This window comes from Pseudomonas sp. OVF7, assembly GCF_030644265.1.
Classification (GTDB): domain Bacteria; phylum Pseudomonadota; class Gammaproteobacteria; order Pseudomonadales; family Pseudomonadaceae; genus Aquipseudomonas; species Aquipseudomonas gorinensis.
Genome location: NZ_CP128996.1, coordinates 2428960 through 2447677, shown reverse-complemented (window position 1 = coordinate 2447677; position 18718 = coordinate 2428960). Strand labels below are relative to the sequence as shown.

General features: G+C 61.1%; 15 protein-coding genes. All 15 read right to left on the bottom strand.

The window, feature by feature from the left end; all coding sequences use genetic code 11:
* Window positions 1–89: 89 nt before the first annotated feature.
* Complete coding sequence (locus tag QU606_RS11145) at window positions 90–491, bottom strand: DUF4440 domain-containing protein (RefSeq protein ID WP_102625642.1); 402 nt, start codon at window positions 489–491, stop codon at window positions 90–92.
* A complete protein-coding gene (locus QU606_RS11140) occupies window positions 492–1304 on the bottom strand; it encodes an SDR family oxidoreductase (protein WP_024073545.1) in 813 nt (270 codons plus the stop codon).
* Window positions 1305–1318: 14 nt separating this feature from the next.
* Window positions 1319–1783, bottom strand: a complete 465-nt coding sequence (locus QU606_RS11135; RefSeq protein ID WP_024073546.1) for a hypothetical protein — start codon at window positions 1781–1783, stop codon at window positions 1319–1321.
* Between the two features lie 263 nt (window positions 1784–2046).
* On the bottom strand, window positions 2047–3498 hold the full coding sequence (locus QU606_RS11130; RefSeq protein ID WP_024073547.1) for a mannose-1-phosphate guanylyltransferase/mannose-6-phosphate isomerase: 1452 nt from the start codon (window positions 3496–3498) through the stop codon (window positions 2047–2049).
* A gap of 220 nt (window positions 3499–3718) precedes the next feature.
* Window positions 3719–4375, bottom strand: a complete 657-nt coding sequence (locus tag QU606_RS11125; RefSeq protein ID WP_024073549.1) for an alginate O-acetyltransferase AlgF — start codon at window positions 4373–4375, stop codon at window positions 3719–3721.
* Window positions 4376–4391: 16 nt separating this feature from the next.
* Entirely contained in the window at window positions 4392–5576 is a 1185-nt protein-coding gene (locus QU606_RS11120; protein WP_024073550.1) for an alginate O-acetyltransferase, read from the bottom strand.
* Between the two features lie 11 nt (window positions 5577–5587).
* On the bottom strand, window positions 5588–7120 hold the full coding sequence (locus QU606_RS11115) for an MBOAT family protein (RefSeq protein ID WP_304998387.1): 1533 nt from the start codon (window positions 7118–7120) through the stop codon (window positions 5588–5590).
* A gap of 212 nt (window positions 7121–7332) precedes the next feature.
* Window positions 7333–8442 (bottom strand): mannuronate-specific alginate lyase, encoded by a 1110-nt coding sequence (locus tag QU606_RS11105; RefSeq protein ID WP_102625057.1) that lies wholly within the window; start codon window positions 8440–8442, stop codon window positions 7333–7335.
* A gap of 8 nt (window positions 8443–8450) precedes the next feature.
* Window positions 8451–9899, bottom strand: a complete 1449-nt coding sequence (locus QU606_RS11100; RefSeq protein ID WP_041161102.1) for an alginate O-acetyltransferase — start codon at window positions 9897–9899, stop codon at window positions 8451–8453.
* Window positions 9900–9910: 11 nt separating this feature from the next.
* Entirely contained in the window at window positions 9911–11500 is a 1590-nt protein-coding gene (gene algG / locus QU606_RS11095; RefSeq protein WP_024073554.1) for a mannuronan 5-epimerase AlgG, read from the bottom strand.
* A complete protein-coding gene (locus QU606_RS11090) occupies window positions 11500–12987 on the bottom strand; it encodes an alginate export family protein (protein WP_024073555.1) in 1488 nt (495 codons plus the stop codon). Before QU606_RS11090 ends, algG begins: the two co-directional genes overlap by 1 nt.
* Window positions 12984–14375, bottom strand: a complete 1392-nt coding sequence (gene algK / locus QU606_RS11085) for an alginate biosynthesis TPR repeat lipoprotein AlgK (protein ID WP_150054421.1) — start codon at window positions 14373–14375, stop codon at window positions 12984–12986. The genes QU606_RS11090 and algK overlap by 4 nt, the downstream gene beginning before the upstream one ends.
* Before the next feature lie 2 nt (window positions 14376–14377).
* On the bottom strand, window positions 14378–15544 hold the full coding sequence (locus tag QU606_RS11080) for an alginate biosynthesis protein Alg44 (protein WP_024073557.1): 1167 nt from the start codon (window positions 15542–15544) through the stop codon (window positions 14378–14380).
* A gap of 38 nt (window positions 15545–15582) precedes the next feature.
* Window positions 15583–17064, bottom strand: coding sequence for a mannuronan synthase (gene alg8 / locus QU606_RS11075; protein ID WP_162163588.1), 1482 nt, complete (start codon window positions 17062–17064; stop codon window positions 15583–15585).
* A gap of 83 nt (window positions 17065–17147) precedes the next feature.
* Window positions 17148–18464: a nucleotide sugar dehydrogenase gene (locus QU606_RS11070; RefSeq protein ID WP_024073559.1), complete on the bottom strand. Its 1317-nt coding sequence runs from the start codon at window positions 18462–18464 to the stop codon at window positions 17148–17150.
* Between the last annotated feature and the right edge of the window lie 254 nt (window positions 18465–18718).

Genomic DNA, 18718 nt, shown 5'->3' with positions numbered 1-18718 from the left:
TGACACCCATGAGGGGGGCTCAGGGCGATGGGCTGCGCGCGCAAGCGTGGGGAGCTTGCGCACGTATTGGCGGGGTGTTGCCTGTGGGTTCAGGCCTGGCAGTACGTCTCGTGCAAATGACGCCACAGCAGCGCGCCGCTGGCTTGTTTCTCGAATACCACCGTGGCCCGGCGATCGGTCTGGGTGCCGCTGTCGTCGATCTGATGTTCGCGGTAACTGACGACGGCGCCGCGTGCATGCCGGTCAATGCCGATCAGTTCGCTCAAGGTGATCTTCAACCCTGGCCGCTGCCCGCCCAGGCGGGTAAACAGGTACTTGACCCCTGCCGCGTTCATGCGTGTGCCGGTGGAGGGCGCAATCATGCTGAACTCCGGCGAGAAGCGCGCGAGCAGCCTCGGCAGGGTGTCTTCAGGCGCCACACCGGCAAACCATTGTTCGATCTCGACATGGGTCTGGATCACTTCCTCGAAAAAGTCGCTGTAGTCGATCATTTACAAACTCCTATTCAAACCAAAGCGTTTTTTCAACACGGTTTCCAATAATCCTTTGGGCAACAACGCCGCCATCAACGGCAACGCCCGACTGCCATTGCCCGCGCGCAACAGGCGCGGCGGCTGTGGTTGTTGCACGGCCTTGAGCACATCCGCTGCAAACACGCTGGCCGGGGTGGGCTTGTCCTGGGAGGCCTGGCTGCGTGCCCGGATACCCTCGCGCAACGGCCACCACGGCGATTGTTCGTTGATCAACAGCTCAGCCTGGGCCCCGGCGTTTTTTGCAAAGCTTGTATTAATGGCGCCGGGCTGCACTTCCATCACGCGGATGCCAAACGGCGCCAGTTCCATGCGCAATGCATCGCTCAGCGCATGCACCGCCGCCTTGGAGGCGCAGTAGGCGCCAGCGAACGGCGTGACCAATACGCCGGAAACGCTGCCGATATTCACCACCAGGCCTTTGCTGCGGCGCAGGGCCGGGAACAGCGCCTGGGTCACACCGACGAGGGCAAATACATTGGTCTCGAACTGGCGCTGCATCGCCTCGGTACCGCCGTCGAGCAGCGGGCCCATGGCGCCGTAGCCGGCGTTGTTGACCAGCACATCCAGCTCGCCCAGTTGTTCGGCCAGGCGCTGCAATGCGGCGCTGTCGTTGACGTCGAGTTCGACGGCATTGAAACCCGCGGCGGCGAGGGCGGTGACGTCTTCCGGGCGGCGGGCGCTGGCCCACACGTTGAAGCCGGCGGATTTGAAGGCATCGGCCAGGGCGCGGCCAATACCGCTGGAGCAACCGGTGATCAGTACGTTGGGCATGGATCAGTCCTTTGTCAGTCCGAGAAACTGCCTTGCAGGTGCTCGGCGCGAAATTCCAGGGTTTGCGGGCGATAGCCGGGGCGCAGGGGCGGGGTGGGCAGGCAGTCGTCCCAGGTGGCGCCGGCCTGCAACTCGCCGGGGCCACGATAGCGGGGGGCCGCGTAGACGTTATCGGCCAGGTTGACCGTGTCACCCGGCGCATAGGCGGCGACGCGCCAGCGCAGTTCGGTCAGCGGTACGTCGTTGCCGTTGTTCAGGGTCAGTTTCAGTGGGCGGTCGGCGGGGCATTCCTGCGGGGCGTAGCTGATGCGCAACTCCAGGCGCGCCAGTTGCGAGGCTTCGCGGTTGTCCAGCCAGACCACCCAGACCGCGACAAGGCCCAGGCCGGCAGCGGCGGCAAGCGATACGGGCAGCGCCTTGGCCGGGTAGCGCAGCAGGAGGATCAACCAGGTGATGATCAGGAGAACGCCGAAGAACATGGAGACCACCTCGAATAGGGAACGAGCATCCTAACTTAAGCGTAGGTGGGATTGGCTACCTTGAGTGCTGTGGTGGCCGGGTGGGCCTCATCGGGGGCAAGCCCCCTCCCACACTTGAATGTATTCACAGATCAAAGGTGGGAGGGGGCTTGCCCCCGATGAGGCCCTCACAGCCAGCACAAATCCCCAACAAAAAGCCCCCACCCAACCCACTGCGGATAGGGGACGCAATGGGTTGGGCGAGGGCTTCTTGTACGACTGTTTTACTGCGCGATAGTTTTCACCGACACGCCACGTTCAACCGGCGTCGAGCGACCGTAGATATCTTCAAACCGCTCGATATCGTCTTCGCCCAGATAGCTGCCCGATTGCACTTCGATGATCTCCAGCGGGATCTTGCCCGGGTTGCGCAAGCGGTGCACCGAGGCGATTGGGATGTAGGTGGATTGGTTCTCGGTGAGCAGGAACACGTTCTCGTCACAGGTCACTTCGGCCGTGCCGCTGACCACGATCCAGTGTTCGGCGCGGTGGTGGTGCATCTGCAGCGACAGGCATGCGCCCGGCTTGACCGAGATGTGCTTGACCTGGAAGCGCCCGCCCATGTCCACCGAGTCGTAGGAGCCCCACGGACGGTAGACTTCGCAGTGGTTCTGGGTTTCGCTGCGGCCCTGTTCGTTGAGGGTCGCGACCATCTGCTTGACGCCCTGGACCTTGTCCTTGTGGGCAATCATCATCGCGTCCTTGGTTTCCACTACCACGATGTTGTCCAGGCCGATCACCGATACCAGCTTGCCGTTGCCATGGATCATGCAGTTCTTGCTGTCCTGGATCACGACGTCGCCCTTGGTGACGTTGCCGTTGATGTCTTTATCGTTGACCGCCCACAGCGAGGCCCAGCAACCCACGTCGCTCCAGCCGGCACTCAGCGGTACCACGCAGGCGCGTTGGGTTTTTTCCATCACGGCGTAGTCGATGGAGTTGTCCGGGCAGCAGGCGAAGGTGGCTTCGTCGAAGGTCACGGTATCGGCGGTCTGCTCGCTGCGTTCCAGGGTCAGCACGCAGGTGTCGTAGATGTCCGGATCGTGTTTTTTCAGCTCTTCGAGGAAACGGCTGGCGCGGAACAGGAACATGCCGCTGTTCCAGAAGTAACCGCCGCTTTTGACGAACTCGATGGCGCGTTTTTCATCGGGTTTTTCCACGAACTGTTGCACGCGGCTCACGCCTTCGGGCAGCAGCGAATCGTTGGTGGACTTGATGTAGCCATAGCCGGTTTCCGGGCGGGTCGCCGGCACGCCGAACAGCACCATCTCGCCTCGCTCGGCAGCCACGGTGGCCAGGGCCAGGGCGCGTTGCAGGGCTTTCTGGTCGTCGATCACGTGGTCGGCGGGCAGGACCAGCATCAATTCGTCGCGGCCTTCGTTGACCAGCATCATCGCGGTCAGGGCCACGGCCGGCGCGGTGTTGCGGCCGAAGGGTTCCATCAGGATGCGCTGGCTTTCCAGCTTGCGCGCGCTCAGTTGCTCGTTGACGATGAAACGGTGGTCTTTGTTGCAGACCACGATCGGCGCGTCCATGCCTTCGAATACCAGGCGTTCCAGGGTTTGCTGGAACAGCGTGTGCTCGCCGGTCAGAGCCAGGAATTGTTTCGGGAACTGTTTACGGGAAAGCGGCCAAAGACGTGAGCCGCTACCACCGGAAAGGATTACTGGGATCATGTGTTTCTCCTTGAATCAATTTGGGTCAGAGCTACGAAGGTTTGTCGTTTCACTCTTGTTTTTGTCTCGGTCCGAACTGACGCCTCTGTCCTCTGTAGGAGCGAGCTTGCTCGCGAAGAACTCCCAGACACCGCGTACATCCAGAATTTCCGCGTCATCATTGGCGATTTTCGCGAGCAAGCTCGCTCCTACAGTGGGGGGGCGTCAGTCCGGGAAATAGTTAGCGGGTCGACACGGGGCGTTTCACCCACACTGGCGACAGGCTGCTGCCGGAGCCGGTGACGTACAGCACCGCTGCCTCACCGCGCTCCAACGCAACCGGCTTCACATCGCCGACTTTCTTGTCACCGTCATACAACGCCAGGCTCACCTTCACCGGGTTGATTTCACGCTCGCCACGGCCCTTGGCCGCCACGGACTTGACCACTTCGGTCTTGCCGTCAGCGGTTTTCAGGGTCAGGGCCTTGTCGCTGAGGTTCTGTACGCGCACCAGGGATTTCTGCTTGTTCTTGAACGGCGGTTCTTCGATCAGCTGAGGCTGGCCGCTGCTGTTGTTGACCAGGGTGTAGTAGTGATCGGCGGCGAGCTTGACCGGTACGGTCTGGCTGCCGACCTTGGCGCTGTAGTCGCCGCCGGGCATGAAGCTGAAGTCGCTGCTGGCCAGTGGGGCCACTTCGTTGAGGTTGGTGCTGCCAACTGTCGCGCTGACTTCCTGGTTGGAGGCGTTATAGACGCGCACGAAGCTGGAGCCTTTCGGTGCGACAGGGCCGTACAGGGCGGCGTCACCACCGGCGAAGGCAGACATCGATACAACGCTCATGCCGGCAACCAGTGCCAGGGTCTTGGCGAGACGACGCGGAGTAGTAGTGAAAGTCATGTGAGTTACCTCTCTTTCAGTTTTGCGCCCGGTCGGGCGTCTCGGATTTTTGGTGTTTAACTGGGGTGTTCAGTGCCATGTTTTGTTGGCGCGAACCGGCTTGTTTAAGTTGCGCAACCCACGATGGGTCGGCATCACCGATTTCGTTGTTCACGGGCAGATAACGTTCAGGAAACTCCCAGATCAGCACTTGTGGCGGGCTGTTCTTGAAGTCGTCACTTTTCAGGTAACTGAGCATCGGCAGGATCGGGCCGTGGCCGTCTTCGGCGTAGCTGACCACGTCGCTGCCCAGGGCTTGCTTGAGCGCACCGACGAAGTTCCAGTTGGGGTTGGCGCTGTAGCTGGTGCCCACCAGTGCTACCGGGGTTTCGCTGTCGGTGAACAGCGCGTCGTCGCCCTTGGTTTCGGCCAGGTGCGTCACGCGTTTTTCCAACGGCTCCTTCGGTGGCATCAGGTTTTCGAACAGTGGGTCCAGGGGCAGGAACAGACGCAGGTCGCCTTTATGCGGTTCGGTCTTTTCGGCTTCGGTGACAAAGCGCTGCGGTTCGCCGTTCAGTGGGGTTTTGTCGGCAATGGTTTTAGCCAACTGCTTGGCGGCGATTTCGGCGCCGTCCGGGGTCCAGTGGGTGTCGGTACGCAGGAACACTTGCTTGCCGCCCAGCTTGGCCTGTTGCAGCGGGCCCAGCAGGTCGGGGGCGATGATGTGGTCGGCGGCGACACGGGCGTGGAAGTCCTGGTACAGGTTGGCGTGGATACTCGCCGGTTTCACTTCGCCCAGGTGTTCCGGGTACAGGCGTACCTTGGCCGGAATGATCGCCATCACCAGCTCAATGCCTTGGGCCTTGAGTTTCTGGCGCACGCCTTCGACCAGGGCGTAGTTGCCTTCCAGGTTCTGGTCTTCGTTGACGGCGGGGTTGAACTCCTCGTCGCTGTACAGCCAGTGATCGCGACCCAGCACCACGCCAGGGCGGCCTTCATTGAACAGCTTGTAGTCCAGCGCGGCCCAGAGGTTGGTGCCGATGCGCTTGATCGGGAACTGGTCGTCGTAGTGCGTCTCGACGGCCTTGGTCCAGCGACCGTTGAGCACGGTCGCATCAGCGTTGGTGCTGAAGCCGAAGAAACTGCGCATCGACCAGGCGCCCAGGGCCAGCAGCACCAGCAGGAACAGTGCGATATAGAGGACGCGGAATGAACGGGTCATGGTCGGCTCCCTCAGAATTGGAAGTAAAGGAACGGCGAGAAGCTCTGCGCCGATAGTTTCAGGATCGATGCCACGAACAGCAGCAGCACCGCAGCGCGCATGGCATAGCGTGGCCAGTCAGCGGTCCAGTAGGCCGGTTGCACGGCGGCGTCTTTACCCACGGTGAAACCAGGCTGGTGGATGCTGCCCGGGTCATCGCCAGGCACGGCCTTGATCAGGCTTGGGTCGGCCGGCTTGGTTTTTTCGGCGGGGCGGTTGGTGTAGAAGTCGCGCAGGCCGAAGAACGCCAGGGTTGCGTACGCCACCGCCAGGGTTGCCACTTGCAGGCCCGTGAGGTTGGCGCGGTTGAGTTCCGAGAGCGACCACTCGCCAAAGCTGAACATCGCGCCGTACATACGGCCGGCCACATGCAGGTTTTCGGAACGGAAGATGACCCAGCCCATCACCACCAGCAGGAAGGTGAAGGCCCAACGGACAACGTTGAAACTGCGTGGTGCGGTGTTGAGGCCGATGGCTTTCTCAATCGCCAGCCACATGCCGTGCCAGGCACCCCACACGATGTAGGTGATGTTCGCACCGTGCCACAGGCCACCGAGCAGCATGGTCAGGAACAGGTTGCGGTAAGTGGTCAGCGTGCCTTTGCGGTTGCCGCCCAGGGTGATGTACAGGTAGTCACGCAGCCAGGTCGACAGGCTGATGTGCCAGCGCCGCCAGAACTCGGTGATCGACTGGCTGATGTACGGCTGCTTGAAGTTTTCCATGAAGCGGAAACCCATCATCAAGCCCAGGCCGATGGCCATGTCGCTGTAGCCGGAGAAGTCGAAGTACAGCTGCGCGGTATAGGCCAGCGCGCCAAGCCAGGCGTCGCCGGTGGTGGGGTTTTGCAGGGCAAAGCAATGGTCCGCCACCACCGCCAGAGTGTCGGCGATAAACACCTTCTTGATGAAACCCTGCATAAACCGCGTGCAGCCCTCGGAGAACTTGTCGAGGGTATGGGTGCGGTTATTGAACTGGTCGGCCAGGTCGCGGAAACGCAACACCGGGCCGGCGATCAGGTGCGGGAAGATCGCCACGAACGCCGCAAAGTCGATGAGGTTGCGCGTCGCCGGGGTATCGCCACGGTACACGTCGATGATGTAGCTGATGGACTCGAAGATGTAGAACGAGATCCCGATCGGCAGCAGCACGTGGGTGAGGATGAACGGCTCGAGACCCACCGACTTCATCATCACGTTGATGCTGTCGACACCGAAGTTGGCGTACTTGAAGTAGCCGAGGATGCACAGGTCGACGGCCACGCCAAGCAGCAGCCAACGTTGGGCCGGCTTGGTACGCACGCCGGCTGCACCGACCTTGAGGCCGATCCAGTAGTTCCACAGCGTGACGGCCGCGAACAGCGCCAGGAAGTCCACTCGCCACCAGGCGTAGAACACGTAGCTGGCAATCAGCAGCAGCAGATTGCGATAGCGTTGCCCGCTCAAGTAGTACAAGCCGAGAAAGATCGGCAAGAACAGAAACAGGAACACATTGGACGAGAAAACCATCCCGATCTCTCCATGTTTAACCAACAGTCAAGGGCCAGAGCCCCCCCAAACCCCCCCACGATGTCGGGGGAGGTTGTATTGCATTCGCGCCCCCCTGTAGGAGCGAGCTTGCTCGCGAAGGTCGTTAACGATGACGCGTGGCACCTGAAGAGACGCGGTGCCTGTGAGTCCTTCGCGAGCAAGCTCGCTCCTACAGGTGAGTTGTGTTTCGCTCAGGAACCTTTGTTGCCTTTTTCGTGTGCTGGGTCGTAGACCTTGGTCAGGTCGCCGCCGAGGCGGAAGGTCTTGAACGGTTGCATCCCGTGCTTGCGTTCGAGTACATCCGGCGCGCAGGTGTAGAGGGTGCAGAAGGGTTCGAGCCAGGCGAATTTCATGTCTTCCTTGAGATCCTTCATGTCCTGTTCCTTGCCGTTCTTCTGTTCGAAGATCTCTGGATCCTTGACCCCGGCCAGCACCTTGTCGCCCAGGCGCTTGAGCGCGCCGTTGTTTTCCTGGCGCAGGTCAACCCCGTTGACCAGGGCAAAACTGGCGATCATCGACAGCGGCGGCAGCGCGTAGTTGTGGTACGACAGGGCGCGTTGCTGACGCTTCAACTCGTTGGGCAAAAAGCCCTGGTCATCGACCTGGTTGACGCCGACCTTGTATTCCTTCACGGCCCAATCAAACAGGTCGCGACGGTTGGTGGCGATGGAGGTTGCCATCACCGACCAGGCGGCCCAGTAGGAGTGGTTGTTGGTTTTTTCCAGCGGCAGGTTGTCCCAGTCGCTGACCACCTGGTCCGCCAGCTTGTTGAACCAGGCTTCGATCAGTTGCGATTCCTGCTGGTGGTTGGCCAGCGGATGCGAGTCGGAGAACTTCAGGCGGACATAGGCCGAGGCCATGCTGCCCAGTGCCCATTTGCGCATGGACTTGCCGGTGTGGTTGAAGTCCTTGGACATCAACGCGTCAGCCTTGGCCCAGCTGGTCAACCAGTTGAGCGTGCATTCCAACTGCTCCGGACGACCGTCGCGCATGAACTGCATCACGCGCTTGCTGGTGTCTTTTTCCAGCTTGGTGATGTCGGCGGTGCTGTCGCGAAAGGCTTTTTCCGACTGCACATTCAGCGTGGAGCGGGCCTTGTCGGAGCCTTCGTACTTGCTGCGAAATTGCAGCGGGCCGGTGTACGGCGTGGGCATGGCATCGCAGTCATTCTTGAAATCGCCGGTCTTGAACGCTTCAATCGGTGCGAAGTAGCCCTGGGGTGGACGCAGTGGCGCGGCGGCGCTGGCCGCGCCGGCGAAGATCGCCAGGCCCAGTAACGATGGAATCAGTAACTTCTGCATAGGTAACCTCATTGCCCGAGTGAGGCAGTCTTCTGACCGCCGCTTGGGAATACGTTGCGTGTGCAAATTTTCGCTTCGACCTTCTGCGCGGCAGCGCCCGCTTCGGGGCCCTGCACTTCCACGGCCAGCAAGTTCTGCGAGGCCCAGTCTTCATCGGTGCGCAGTTCAAAGGCGAAACGCCCGTCTGTATCGGATGTTTCGGGTTTCTCGATCTTGATGTCCTCGTGGCGCCCGTTCATGTACCAGAGGGTGGCTTGCAAGGTTTTCACCGAGGGATCGGCGAAGCGGATATCGACCTGATGGTTGGCATTGCGCAGGTCTTTGTTCGAACTGTTAACCAGCAATTCGTTCTTGCCGGGTTTCAAGGTGGTGCTGGCGCTCATCTGCGCGGTCTTGCCTTCGCAGCCGTTGTCCAGCAGCGCCATCATCTGGCGGTAGATGGTTTCCTGGTCGAGGCGATACAGCGGCGAGAATTCCCAGATCAAGATTTTCGGTGGGGTTTTCTGGAATTCGTCGCTGCCCAGGTACTGGATCATCGAACCTTCCAAACCACCGCCGGGGAAGGCGACGTTGAGGATGTCGGCACCGATTTCCTCTTCGAGGAAGCCGGCGAAGTTGTAGTTCTTGCCGCTGTGGCTGGTGCCGACCAGGGTGATCTGCGGGTTGCCCGAATCGCTGAACAGGTCGCCGTCGCCCGCTTCGCCCTTGGGCTCGGTGGTGAACTGGTCCATGTACTGGATCGCGTAGCTGGTGCCGCACAGTTGCCCGGCCATGTTGTGCAGGGTACCGGTCTTGCCCATGCGTCCGGAGCGCTTGGTCTCGAACTCACGCTTGGGGATATCGGCAAACTCCGGCATCGCGCGTACCTTGGCACCGACGATTTTCGCGGTGCGCTGGGCGCCATAGGGGGTCCAGTGCTGGTCGCCACGGAAGTAGAAATCGTGGGCCGGCAATTCGTCCGGCAGTTGCTCGTTGGTCAACGGCGACAAGTCCGGCACCACGTAGCCCATCTTGGCGAAGCGGCCGAGCATGGTCTTGTAGTTGCTCAGGGCCTTGTCGAAATCGAACGAGGCTTTTTCTGCCGGGTTGAGCTTGTTGCGGTTCACCAGGCCACGGGTCGGCTGGTAGACCACCACCAGTTCCACGCCTTTGGCCTTGAACGCATCGTGCAGTTGTTGCATGCGTTTGTAGCCGGCGGGGCTGGTGTCGAATTCGGTGCGCAGGTCTTCCTGGGTACGGAACAGCCAGTCGCCCTGGGCTTGTACCAGGGTGGTGAAGTTCTGCTGGTAGCGCGTGGTGTAGTTCTTCGCGTCATGGGCGGCCGGGCACAGGCTACAGCACGGTTCGGCGGTAAAGGTCGGCGCCTTGATTTCATCGGCGCGTACGCCCTGGCTGGCCGCGAGCAGGCCGAGGGTCAGACCCGAGAGGCTCAGCAGTTTGATCATGTGTGGGTGCATAAGGGTCATCCTCAGTCCTGCATTTCGGTCTGGCGTTCGACAGGGTCGATCAGCACGGCTTTCTGCTGGCGCACCAGCAGGTCGAGAATTTCTTCCTGACGATCGCCCAGCACGCCGGAGAAGCTGATGCCGCTGGATTTGGTCGGCGCCAGCATCGACACGCGATACAGCTCGATACTCAACGGCGAGTCGATCGACAGCGGTCCGCTGCCGTTACCGGCCAGCTCACCGCCGACCACGATCAGCGAGACCTTGGCATCGAACGGGTCGAGGGCGATGTCGCGGTCGGTGTCGGTCAAATCCTTGATGTGGCCGTACACGCCGGTCAGGCCGTTGGCCATCGAGGTGTTTTCGTACAGCTTGATGTTCACGCTGTTACGGACCCGGATGCCGTGACGCCGGTTGCTGATCACCTTGTTGCCCCACAGCAGGTTGTCGCCGCTCTCATAGAGGGTGATGCCGTCGGTGTGGTTGCGGTAGATCTCGTTGTCGGCGATCAGGTTGTTTACGCTGTTACGGTCGATCACCAGCCCCGACAGCTTGTTGTCGTAGCTGCGGTTATTGAAGATGAAGCTGTCGTTCACTTCCCGGGAAATGATGATGCCGTGCTTCTTCTTGGTGCCGTAGACGGTGTTGTCCGCGATGATCAGGCCGTGGGAGCGGTCATGGGGGTCAATGCCGTAGACGATGTTGTCTTTATAGGTGTTGCCTTTGAGCACAAAGCCCGTGGTCTCGTAGCAGTAGAAGCCGTACCACATGTCCGAGAACTCGGAGTCGATGATCCAGCCGGTCGGCTCAGGACGCTTGAGTACCTTGGCCATGTTCGGCGTGTATTGGGAAATACTCACCCCGTACGACTTACTGTTGGCGTAGCCGAAGCTGGCCATCTTGGTGTTGGAGATGTAGGTCTCGGTGCCGCCCCAGGACAGCAGGAACGGGCGGAACGCCTTGGGCGACGTGAACAGCGCCGGGCCATTGGCTTTTTCGCTCCAGCCGGTGACCTTGGTATCGCGCACAAACAGTTGGCCGTCGTTGATCAGGAACGAGCCGGCTTCCTGGGACAGGCGCAGCTCCTGGGTCTTCTTGTCGATTTCCAGGATGCCCTTGCGCCCGACCACGATCGGCAACTTGGCCAGGAACACGCCCGGCGAGGTTTCGCTCAGGTACTGCTTGGGCACTTTACCCAGCAGGTCCTTGAGGTTCATGTAGCCGTCGTCGACAAAAATGGCCTGGGGAATGCCGTGCTGGCGCACCACCCATTCGGCCATCTTGTTGTCGCCGCCGATGAAGTCCTTCAGGGCGTCTTCCTGCATCATGCGGCGGATGCTGATCTTGCCCGGCTTGGTTCTGACGATTTTCTTTTCCATCGCCGCGGCGGTGTAGCCCGACAGGTCCGGCAGGGCAGGCTTGGCCATTTCCAGCGGCGCGGTCGGCGGGCTGGAAATGGTGTAGGTCTTGGCCTGTTGCAGTTCTTTGGCGATGGTCGGCGCCTTGACCGGCTGCGCGGTATCGGCGAACGCTGTGGCACTGGCCATCAGCATCGCGGTCACCAGCAGGCATCTGCCTGTGAAGGGGTGAGCAATCATTGCGCGGGCTCCCATCAGAACTTCCAAATCACGTCGACAAAGGCGCGATGCATGTACGAGTCGACTTGGCTGCCATAGGCGTCGCCCGGTTTGAACACACCTGCACGCAAGCGCACCAGGGCCGACGGTTCGTCGATCGAATGGCTGAGCCCAGCCGGCAGCAGGCCGGTCTTGAAGTACTTGGTGACCACCAGGTCCATCTCCTGGCCCAGGTCTTTCTTGCCGTCTTCCAGGGGCAGGGACGTGCTGGACAGGATCGCGCCGGTCACGTCATCGGTGTTGTTCTGCACGGCGTCGATGCCGTTGCTGCCGACCGGCTTGTTGCCGTCGACGCGCCAGAACTTGTGGTACACCAGGCTGGCGTCATAGTCCTCGCGCAGCTGCCAGGAACCGAACAGGCTCATGGACTGCATGTTGTTCATTTCGCCGCGGAATGCTTCGCCGAAACGGTGGACGCGGGACTGGGTACCGGTCCAGTTCGAACGGTTGCTTTGCAGGCCGTTCTGCTCGTATTCGGCACTGGCACGCGAATAGGCGGCGCCCACTTGCCACTGCGGGTCAAGGCGCAGGCGCACACCCAGGTCGGTGGCCCAGCCATTCAGGTCATCGCTGCGCTTGGCGTTGGTCGGGCGGGTGCCGTCGGCGTTCAAGGCATTGACCGTGTCGCGGTTGCCCTGCATGCCGGTGACGCTGGCCCAGTAGTTGACGGTGTTGGTGTTACGCCAGTTGTAGGCGTCGCTGTTGGCTTCGATGCCAAGCCAGGTCAGGTCGCCGTTTTCGCGCTTGTCCAACGAGTCGGTGGGCACGCCCGGCTCGGGATAGTCGAGCTTGCCGTCGTCATGGGTATGGTGACCGCGCAGGCCGATCCACTGCCCCGGCGTCCACTGGTAGGACGCGTCGGCGTAGAAGTGCTGGCGGTCCTTGTCCTCGGGCGACAGTTCCTTGAGGTCGGTGCGGTATTCGCTGAAGCGTTCGGCTGCGCCGACATTGGCCTTGAGCAAGGTGGTGTCGAAGGTCCAGTTCAGCGCTTCGATATTGGTGTCGCGCCATTGGCCGTCGTCATTGTGCAGGCGTTGGCGACCGAGCTTGAGGATCTCGCCAGGGTAGGGCGTGAAGCCGCTGTAGCCGACCCAGAATTCGCGCATGGCCAAGTAGTTTTTCTTGGTCTTGCGGTCGTCGTTGGTGGTTTGCTGGTTTTCATCATCCGCCGACTGTTGCAGGGTGTCGGTCTCGATAATGTCGCTCGAAGCAACCGCCTGGCCCATGGCATAGGCGCTCCAGTTGCCGCTTTCGCCGTAGATCCACGGGCGCAGGTCGAGGCCGATGCCGTTGACGTCGCCGCCTTTCTGGGTGCCCAGGTCGCGGTCGTCTTCGGACTGGCCGGTGATTTTAACGTCCATGCCGAAATTCTTGGTTTCAGTCAGTGCGGCCAGGGTCGGGCACGACCACAGCAGGGCAAAGGTCAGGCCGATGCCGGCCTGCACGAATGGATTGAGCTTCATAGGGATTCCTCGCCGTCTTCTTCTTGCAGGGCGTGCAGTTGCAGCGTGCTTTGGGCCAGGGTGCCGCGCGCGGCCAGTTCCTGTTGCACCAGGCGTTGGCCTTCGGCGCGTTGTTCCGGCGTCAGCGGGGCTTCGAGCTGCGTCGCCAACTCATTGGCCTCTGGCGTGTCCTGGGCTTTAGCCAACTGGCTGAAGACATAGGCGTTCAGTGGGTCGGGCTTGGTGCCCTTGCCTTGGGAAAACAATTGGGCGATGGCGAAGTCGGCGCTGTTCTGGCCGTTACGCGCGGCGGTGAGCAAATGGTCCAGGGCTTTTTGCGAGTACACCTTGCCCAGGTAGCCACGGCGGTAGATCTGGCCGAGGTAGTAATCGGCGGCCACTTCCTTGCCTACGGCTTTTTCGAAATGCGCTTCGGCCGCCTTGGCGTCCGCCGGCACCCACTTGCCTTCGTAGTAGAGCTTGCCCAGCAACAGCTCGGCGCGCGGCTGGTCGGCGGCGCGGCCGTTGTCCAGGTACTTCATCATCTGGTCGACGTCGCCCAGTTCCGGGAAGTCGTAGAGCAGTTGCGCCAGGCTGACCCAGGAAGCGGGGTAGCCGGGGGCGATTTTTTCCAGCAGGGCCTGGGCGGTCTTCTCGTCGGTCTTGCCCAGGGTTGCATCGCCCAGCACGCGGGCGACGCTGTCGACGCGCTGTGCGGTGACGGTGCCACGGCTGTAGCCGGCTTCCATTTGCTTGAGCAGCTCGGCTTGTTTTTCCGGCTCGGCTTTTTTCTGGTAGACCGTGGCCAGTTCGACGTAGCAGATGTCGGTGGTGTTCAGCGCGGCTTTGCAGATGCGCTCTACGTCATCCAGGTGCTGGTCGTAGGTGTCCTGGGTGCGATACAGCAGCACCTGGGCCAGACCGGCTTCCGGGTAACCGGCCGCCTGCCATTTGTTGATCTGCTGCTGGGCATTCACGTTGGGGAAACTGTGCGGGTATTGCAGGTACAGCATCGCCAGCGGGATCAGGGTGTTGCCTTCGCCATTGGCAAAGGCTTTTTTCAACAGGCCTTCGGCTTCATGGTGTTCGGCTTCGGTAGAGCCTGGCTTGGCCACCAGCAGGCGACCGAGACGGGCCTGGGCACGCGGCGAGGTATCCGCCGCTGCGCGGTAGGTGGCTTCGGCCTGTTTGATTTGCGCCGGATCGCGGGTGCCTACCTGGATGTCGGCCAGGCCCACCTGGGCCTCGCTGTAACCCAGGTCTGCCAGTTGCTGGTAATTCTGCTGCGCGGTGACGGTATCGCCACGCTTGAGCGCTTCATTGGCCAGGCGTTGGTCGGGCAGGCCGGCGCAACCGGCGAGGGCGATGGCCAGCGCCAGGGGCACCGGTAGGGTTCGAAGGGCGCTCATGATTAAAGACCTGCTGCCATGGCTTTATCGATCAGCCAGTTCAGGGAGGGGCCACGGTCGCTGGTCACTTCTACCGGGCGGCCGGCGTAGGTGCTGTCCAGGGGAGCATCCGGCTTGATCTGCACACGAATGTCGGAGGACAGGTCGGCGCTGTTCAGGCTGGTGCTGCTGACGATGGTGCCGGTGCGGACCTGCTCTTCGTCGGCGACCTGGAAGCTCACCGGGGTACCAGGGCGTACGTCGGCGAACTGGCGATAGGTGAAGCGTGCTTCCACATTGGCCAGGCTGCCGCGTGGCACCAGTTGGAAGATCACATCGCCCTTGCTGGCGTACTGACCGTCGGCCACCAGTTGCTGGGCCACGACGCAGTCGCATGGGGAGGTCAGGGTGCCGGTCATTTGCTTGCCGAACAGTTCTTCGACCTTGGCCGGTTGCAGCTGGTCTTCGTCGAGGTGGCCCTTGAGTACGTCGAGCATGCTGGTGCTGAAGGTGGCCAGTGGTGCGCCCTTGGCCGCAACCGCATCACCTTTGAGCAGGCTTTGCACGGTACCGTCGCGCGGCATGGTCACGTTCATGCCGGGTACGCTGACCAGGCCCGCCTGGGCGTGGGTAACGAAGTACATGCCGTACAGCGACTTGAAGACAAACCCGAACGCCGCCAGGCCCACGAGGAAGATCGCCAGGCTGAACGTCACGGCGCGCAGGCGGCCGAAGGCGCTCATGTTGCTGCCGCCATCCTTGACCTTGCGGGCCTTGGTGAAGTTGTCGCGTTGCAGGGTGGCGAGCACATCACCCATGGTCACGATGTCGCCGGACAAGTGCGAGGTGATCAGGTGGCGCAGGGTGGAAATATCCTGGGCGTCGAGGTTCTGGAACTGGCAACCGGTACGGCCGCTCTGGCGGTCGTAGGAGCGAATCTGCAACTCCACATCCATGGCCAGGCCGAGGTTATCGATGACGAATTGCAGGCGGCCCTTGTGCACTTCACCCACGGTCAATGGCTGGGTGGCGGTGAACGCCAGGCCGCCGGCGGACAGGTCGATCACGCGTGCTTCGGTCTGGGTGCGGTCAGTGTTGAAGAAGCGCAGCTTGGCCGGGATTTTGACCCGGGCATGTTGGCGCTGGGCTTCGGATTCGTGGACAACGTTGGCGTTTACTTGGCTGTTCATCAGGGCAATTTCCTAGAGTTAATTCAGGCTTGGCAGGGTCAGACCATCATCAGCAACACGGCGACGAAGATGCTGCCGGCGGAGAAGGTCATGGTCCGAGACGACCAGGTGTTGAACCAACGTTGAAAGCTGGCCAAATCGCGGGTCAGTTTGGTGTCCTGGCGGGTCCAGGACTGTTGATCAAGGCGGAAGAACACATAGATCTTCACCAGCGCGCCCATGATCTGGTTGTAATAGAGAATCACCGGGTAGGCCGGGCCGATCTTGTGGCCGGAGCACGACAGCAGCAGGGTGAGGATCAGGCGGGTGATGCCGATCCACAGCAGGTAGGCGAGGATGAACGCGCCGCCGTACTTGAAGGTGGCGATGATCGCCACGGTCAGGCCGAGCAGGGAGGTCCACATCGACACGCGCTGGTCGAACAGCACCACGCTGGTGAACAGGCCCAACCGACGTACGCCCAGGCCCAGGGCACGGGAGTTCTGGCGCAGGTTGTTGCCGTACCAGCGGAACATCAGCTTGCGGCTGGCCTTGATAAAGCTCTTTTCCGGCGGGTGTTCCACCGTATTGATCGCGGCGTCCGGCACGTAGAACGTGTCGTAGCCCAGGCGCATCAGGCTGAACCAGCTGGACTTGTCATCGCCGGTCAAAAACTTGAAGCGGCCCAGGCGCCAGTGTTGCAGCGAGTCGCTTTCCACATCGGCGATAAAGCCTGGGTCAGTGACGACGCTGGCACGGAACACCGACATGCGCCCGGTCATGGTCAGTACGCGCTTGGACAGGGCCATGGAGCACATGTTGATGTGACGTTGGGCGAAGCGCAGTTTGTGCCACTCGCTCATGATGTAGCCGCCACGGACTTCGCAGAACTCGTTGGTGGTCAGGCCGCCGACATTGTCGAACAGCTGGAACCACGGCACGGTCTTGCGCACGACGCCTTCGGCAAGCACGGTGTCGCCATCGATCACGGCGACCACGGCACGTTCGTCCGGCAGGTGGCGGGAGATCGCGCGAAAGCCGAAGGCCAGGCCGTCGCGCTTGCCGGTACCGGCGATGCGCACGAAGTCGAGCTTGACGTGGTCAGGCGGGTTCATGCGTTCCCACAGGCTCTTTACCAGCAGCTCATCGGACATTTCCACCAGCGAGCAGACCACGGTGGTGGGGAAGCCGCACTCGATGGCCTCGCGAATCACCGAGCTGTACACCTGGGCTGTGGTCAGCGCGTCGATACGGAAGCTGGTGACCATCAGGAACACATGGGACGGGTCTGCGGCTTTGCCCAGCTTGCGCACTTTGCGGCGCAGGTGGGGGTAGACCACGTACAGGAACAGCATGCCGCGAAAGAAATGCGTCGCACCCATCGAGTAGCGCCAGATACCGACGGCGCCAATCAGGAAAATAAAATTCTTCGACTCCGAGTCGAATGTACTCGCCGGCAGCAGCAGGGCGAGTCCCATCAGCAGGCTGAGGAACAGCAGCCAGCCGGCGGATTGCAGTAGTACATGTTTTAACTTGGACATAAGCGTCATCCGGAAGGGAAGGAGGTTCCAGGCTGCAAGCGCTGGGGATGAAGACGCTTGCAGCCCGGAACTTGCCGTCGCTGTTACCAGCAAATACCTTCGGTGCGGCCGCTCACACTGGTGGCTTTGGACATGAAGCCCACCAGGTCGACCACTTGCTTGCCATCCGGCGCGTTATGCGCCAAGGCACGGAACTTCTCGTCACGGTTGCCGAGGATGATCACGTCGGAGTTGTTGATCACGTCGTCGAAGTCCGAATTGAGCAGGGACGACACGTGCGGGATCTTGCCTTCGATGTAATCTTTGTTCGCACCGTGCACACGGGCGTATTCGACGTTGCTGTCGTAGATGCTCAGGTCGTAACCCTTGCCGATCAGCATCTCGGCCAGTTCTACCAGCGGGCTTTCGCGCAGGTCGTCGGTACCGGCCTTGAAGCTCAGGCCCAGCAGGGCGACTTTGCGTTTGTCGTGGCCGGCGACGATGTCGAAGGCGTTCTGTACCTGGGATTCGTTGCTGCGCATCAGCGAGTTGAGCAGTGGCGCGTCGACGTCCAGGGAGCTGGCGCGGTAAGTCAGGGCACGCACGTCTTTGGGCAGGCAGGAGCCGCCGAACGCGAAGCCTGGGCGCATGTAGTACTGGGACAGGTTGAGGGTCTTGTCCTGGCAGACCACTTCCATCACTTCGCGACCATCGACGCCGACGGCCTTGGCGATGTTGCCGATCTCGTTGGCGAAGGTCACCTTGGTGGCGTGCCACACGTTGCAGGTGTACTTGATCATCTCGGCGACGGCGATGTCCTTGCGGATGATCGGAGCGTCGAGTTCTTCGTACAGCGACTGCAGGACGTCGCCGGAAGCTTTGTCGAACTCGCCGATAACGGTCATCGGTGGCAGGTCGTAGTCGGCGATGGCGGTGGATTCACGCAGGAATTCCGGGTTGACCGCGACACCGAAGTCGATGCCGGCTTTCTTGCCGGAGCAGTCTTCGAGGATCGGGATCACCACGTTGGCGACGGTGCCCGGCAATACGGTGCTGCGCACCACGATGGTGTGGCGGGTGGTCTTGTCACGCAGGACAAAACCGATCTCGCGGCATACCGATTCGATGTAGTTGAGTTCCAGGTCGCCGTTTTTCTTGCTGGGCGTGCCGACGCAAATCATCGACAGGTCCGTATCGCGAATCGCTTCGGCGAAGTTGGTCGTACCGCGCAGGCGACCGTTTGCGATGCCTTGGCTCAACAGTTCGCCCAGACCCGGCTCAACGATCGGCGATTTACCGGCATTGATCAGGTCGATCTTTTCCTTGGAGATGTCTACGCCCACCACTTCGTGGCCACGGGCAGACAGGCAACCGGCACAGACTGCGCCGACGTAACCCAAACCAAATATGCTGATGCGCATCGCAATTACCTCTTTGTCATTGAAGACGGTATTTAAAACATGCCATTAGATGGCCGGAGTTCATGTTTGCAAGCGTCACAAATGCCGCGAAAGTTGGGCGAATAGACGCCGACTTGCCGCGTACAGGCATGTTGAATAACGAGTGACTAACTATTGCACTCAAGTTGTGCGCAACTTGGCCTTGTTATTGGGGCCTGCCCTCAAATGCAGCCAGCCTTCCTGGGAGAAGGGCCTGGCGTCAGTGCCGCAGGGCT

Coding starts and splice junctions, on each gene's coding strand:
- QU606_RS11115 (WP_304998387.1), bottom strand. CDS start 7,120: ATGGTTTTCTCGTCCAATGTGTTCCTGTTTCTGTTCTTGCCGATCTTT.
- QU606_RS11130 (WP_024073547.1), bottom strand. CDS start 3,498: ATGATCCCAGTAATCCTTTCCGGTGGTAGCGGCTCACGTCTTTGGCCG.
- QU606_RS11145 (WP_102625642.1), bottom strand. CDS start 491: ATGATCGACTACAGCGACTTTTTCGAGGAAGTGATCCAGACCCATGTC.
- QU606_RS11080 (WP_024073557.1), bottom strand. CDS start 15,544: ATGAACAGCCAAGTAAACGCCAACGTTGTCCACGAATCCGAAGCCCAG.
- QU606_RS11140 (WP_024073545.1), bottom strand. CDS start 1,304: ATGCCCAACGTACTGATCACCGGTTGCTCCAGCGGTATTGGCCGCGCC.
- algG (WP_024073554.1), bottom strand. CDS start 11,500: ATGGGAGCCCGCGCAATGATTGCTCACCCCTTCACAGGCAGATGCCTG.
- QU606_RS11105 (WP_102625057.1), bottom strand. CDS start 8,442: ATGCAGAAGTTACTGATTCCATCGTTACTGGGCCTGGCGATCTTCGCC.
- QU606_RS11070 (WP_024073559.1), bottom strand. CDS start 18,464: ATGCGCATCAGCATATTTGGTTTGGGTTACGTCGGCGCAGTCTGTGCC.
- QU606_RS11120 (WP_024073550.1), bottom strand. CDS start 5,576: ATGACCCGTTCATTCCGCGTCCTCTATATCGCACTGTTCCTGCTGGTG.
- QU606_RS11125 (WP_024073549.1), bottom strand. CDS start 4,375: ATGACTTTCACTACTACTCCGCGTCGTCTCGCCAAGACCCTGGCACTG.
- QU606_RS11100 (WP_041161102.1), bottom strand. CDS start 9,899: ATGCACCCACACATGATCAAACTGCTGAGCCTCTCGGGTCTGACCCTC.
- QU606_RS11090 (WP_024073555.1), bottom strand. CDS start 12,987: ATGAAGCTCAATCCATTCGTGCAGGCCGGCATCGGCCTGACCTTTGCC.
- alg8 (WP_162163588.1), bottom strand. CDS start 17,064: ATGTCCAAGTTAAAACATGTACTACTGCAATCCGCCGGCTGGCTGCTG.
- algK (WP_150054421.1), bottom strand. CDS start 14,375: ATGAGCGCCCTTCGAACCCTACCGGTGCCCCTGGCGCTGGCCATCGCC.
- QU606_RS11135 (WP_024073546.1), bottom strand. CDS start 1,783: ATGTTCTTCGGCGTTCTCCTGATCATCACCTGGTTGATCCTCCTGCTG.